Origin of the sequence: Streptomyces sp. SID9727 (assembly GCF_010550605.1) — a bacterium.
Taxonomy (GTDB): Bacteria; Actinomycetota; Actinomycetes; order Streptomycetales; family Streptomycetaceae; genus Streptomyces.
On the sequence record NZ_JAAGNI010000412.1, the window covers coordinates 1 to 3,295 of the forward strand.

Sequence of the window (3,295 nt, forward strand, 5' to 3'; positions counted from 1 at the left end):
CGAGCTGGGCGCCGACGACGGCCGCACGGCCAAGCTGCTCACCCGGGCGGGCATGGGCTGGTGCCAGGGCCGCACCTGCGGCTTCGCCGTCCGCGCCCTGGCCGCCCCCGACGGCGAAGCGCCTCCCGACCGGCGCCCCCTCGCCTGCCCGGTCCCGCTCGCCACGCTCGCCCGGGCCGCCCGGTCCGAGGACGTCTGAGCCCCGTACGCCCGTACCCACTCCGAAGGAGCCCGTATGACAGCCGAACCCACCCGCACCGGCGCCCCCTGGCGGGGCGTCATGGTCGCCACGCCGCTCACCCTCCGCGAGGACCGGTCCGTCGACTTCGACGCGTACGCCGCACACGTCCGCGACCTCCTCGACGCGGGGTGCGACGGGGTGGTGCCCAACGGTTCGCTGGGGGAGTACCAGACCCTCAGCGACCGGGAGCGCCGGGAGGTCGTGCGGGTCGCGGTCGAGGCGGCCGGGGACGGCGCCAGGGTGATGCCCGGCGTCTCCTCGTACGACAGCGCGCAATCCCGCCGCCGCGCCGAGGAGGCCGCGGAGGCCGGGGCCGGGTCCGTCCTGCTGCTGCCGCCGAACGGCTACCCGTGCGAGGACGTGGCCGTCCGCGCGCACTACGCCGAGGTGGCGGCGGCCGGGCTGCCCGTCGTCGCCTACAACAACCCGTACGACACCAAGGTGGATCTGAGGCCCCGGCTGCTCGGGCAGCTCCACGCGGAGGGCTCGGTCGTGGCGGTCAAGGAGTTCAGCGGCGACGTCCGCAGGGCGTACGAGATCGCGGAGGAGGCACCCGGCCTCGACCTGCTCGTGGGCGCCGACGACGTACTGCTCGAACTCGCCCTGGCCGGGGCGGTCGGCTGGATCGCCGGCTGCCCCAACATGCTCCCGCGCGGCTGTGTCGAGCTCTACCGGGCGGCCGTCTCGGGGGACCTGGAGCAGGCCCTGCCGCTCTACCGGCGGCTGCACCCGTTGCTGCGGTGGGACTCCAAGCCGGAGTTCGTCCAGGCCATCAAGGCGTCCATGGACATCGTCGGCCGGCACGGCGGGCCCACCCGGCCGCCCCGCCTGCCGCTGGACGCCGACGCTCTGGCCGCCGTACGCGCCGCGACGGAGAAGGCACGCGCCGAGGGCCTGGACTGAGGGGAGGAGGGACGATGCGCAGCCGCCACGTCTTCCACGCCGTCGACTCGCACACCGAGGGGATGCCCACCCGGGTGATCACCGGCGGGATCGGCACGCTCCCCGGCGCCACCATGGCCGAGCGCCGGGCGTACTTCATGGCCCACCGGGACGCGGTGCGCACCCTGCTGATGTACGAGCCGCGCGGCCACTCCGCGATGAGCGGGGCCGTCCTCCAGCCGCCGACCCGGGCCGACGCCGACTTCGGGGTGCTGTTCATGGAGGTCTCCGGCTGCCTGCCGATGTGCGGGCACGGCACGATCGGGGTGGCGACCGTGCTGGTGGAGACCGGCATGGTCCCGGTCACCGAACCGGTCACCACGGTCCGGCTGGACACCCCGGCCGGGCTCGTCGCCGTGGACGTCCGCGTCGAGGGCGGGGCCGCCACCTCCGTCACCCTCACCAACGTCCCGGCCTTCAGCGCGGGGCTGGGACTCACCGCGAAGGTCCCCGGGTTCGGCGAGGTTCCGTACGACCTCGCCTACGGCGGCAACTTCTACGCGATGGTGCGGCTGGAGGACCTGGGCCTGCCGTTCGACCGGGCGCGCAAGGACGAACTGCTCGCGGCCGGGCTGGCGTTGATGGAGTCCGTCAACGCCGCCGACCGGCCGGTCCATCCGGTGGACCCGGCCATCCACGGGCTCAAGCACGTCCAGCTGATCGCGCCCGGCTCCGACGCGGCGCACTCGCGGCACGCGATGGCCATCCACCCCGGCTGGTTCGACCGCTCGCCGTGCGGCACGGGCACCTCCGCGCGCATGGCCCAGCTGCACGCCCGGGGCGAACTCCCGCTGGACCGGGACTTCGTCAACGAGTCCTTCATCGGCACCCGGTTCACCGGCCGGCTGGTCGGTGAGACCACCGTGGGCGCGCTGCCCGCCGTCGTCCCGACGGTGACGGGGAGGGCCTGGATCACCGGGACCGCGCAGTACTTCCTGGATCCGGACGACCCCTTCCCGGAGGGCTTCCTGCTGTGAGCCCGCGCCGGATCCAGGTCCAACGTGACATTGTAGTCTTGCCCTCCGCACGGTGCTGGAGGAACAGACATGGCCCGCCTGACGTCGCTCAACGCCATCTCGGCCCAGGAGCACCTGCGCGACCAGGTGGGGCACGCGCTGCGGGCGGCCCTCGTCTCCGGCGAGCTGCGGCCAGGCACGGTCTACTCGGCGCCCGCGCTGGCCGCCCAGTTCGGTGTCTCGGCCACGCCCGTCCGTGAGGCCATGCTCGACCTGGTCCGCGAGGGCCAGGTCGAAGCCGTCCGCAACAAGGGTTTCCGGATCACCGAACTGACCGACCAGGACCTGGACGACTACACCGAACTGCGCGCGATGATCGAGGTGCCCACGGTCGGCCGGATCGCGCGGATGGGGCTGACGCACGAGCTGGAGGCGCTGCGGCCGGTCGCCGAGGAGATCGTCGAGGCCGCGCGGCGGCACGACATCCTCGGTTACCTGGAGGCGGACCGGCGCTTCCACCTGGCGCTGCTGGGGCTGGCCGGCAACCGGCGGCTGGTCGAGGAGGTCGGCGAACTCCGCAAGCGCTCCCGGCTCTTCGGGCTGAACCGGCTCTCCGAGTCCGGTCAGCTGACCGCGTCGGCCGAAGAGCACATCGAACTGCTCGACCTGGTGGTCGCCGGCGACGCCGAGGGCGCCGAGAACCGCATGCTCGGCCACATGTCGCACGTCCGCTCGCTGTGGGCGGACGGCCGCCGGGGCGAGCCGGCGAGCCGGGCGTAACGCCTCAAGCCCTCCCGCGACCGAGGACGTTGGCCCGCCCGCGAATGTCGTCACGGTCGCTTCCTAAAGACATGTGACATGTGCCATTGTACTGACGGTCGCGCTTGAGGTCGTGTCCATGTCACTTCGCTGGCCGCTCCGGTCGCCCGCCGTCCCCGTCCGGCCTCACCCGCGCGCCATCCCCCACGGCCGCGCAACGGCGCGCGGCCCTCACACCGCTGGGAGGCGGCACGTGAAGAAACGAACGGTCCGACAGAGAGTCACCGGACTCACCACCGCGGCCCTGGCGGCCTGCCTGGGCATCGGCATGCTCGCCGCACCGGCCCCCGCCGCCGAGCCCCGGCCCGCCGCCCCGGCCGCCGCTCACCGGGCGGCC

3 protein-coding genes and 1 pseudogene are annotated in these 3,295 nt (G+C 73.8%); all 4 read left to right on the forward strand.

Translation table 11 applies throughout. The features are described from left to right. Positions 1-199 (forward strand): annotated as a pseudogene (locus G3I41_RS28945) (FAD/NAD(P)-binding oxidoreductase); the annotation flags it as partial. Between the two features lie 36 nt (positions 200-235). Next, positions 236-1,144: a dihydrodipicolinate synthase family protein gene (locus G3I41_RS28950; protein ID WP_164403347.1), complete on the forward strand. Its 909-nt coding sequence runs from the start codon at positions 236-238 to the stop codon at positions 1,142-1,144. Positions 1,145-1,158: 14 nt separating this feature from the next. Then, positions 1,159-2,160, forward strand: coding sequence for a proline racemase family protein (locus G3I41_RS28955; protein ID WP_164403349.1), 1,002 nt, complete (start codon positions 1,159-1,161; stop codon positions 2,158-2,160). Between the two features lie 69 nt (positions 2,161-2,229). Next, positions 2,230-2,919 carry a GntR family transcriptional regulator gene (locus tag G3I41_RS28960; RefSeq protein ID WP_164403351.1) on the forward strand — a complete coding sequence of 230 codons (690 nt, stop codon included), beginning with the start codon at positions 2,230-2,232 and terminating at the stop codon, positions 2,917-2,919. The last annotated feature ends 376 nt before the right edge of the window (positions 2,920-3,295 follow it).

What these genes read in the sequence shown, in the direction of transcription:
- G3I41_RS28950 (WP_164403347.1), top strand. Translation starts at nt 236, where the DNA reads ATGACAGCCGAACCCACCCGCACCGGCGCCCCCTGGCGGGGCGTCATG.
- G3I41_RS28955 (WP_164403349.1), top strand. Translation starts at nt 1,159, where the DNA reads ATGCGCAGCCGCCACGTCTTCCACGCCGTCGACTCGCACACCGAGGGG.
- G3I41_RS28960 (WP_164403351.1), top strand. Translation starts at nt 2,230, where the DNA reads ATGGCCCGCCTGACGTCGCTCAACGCCATCTCGGCCCAGGAGCACCTG.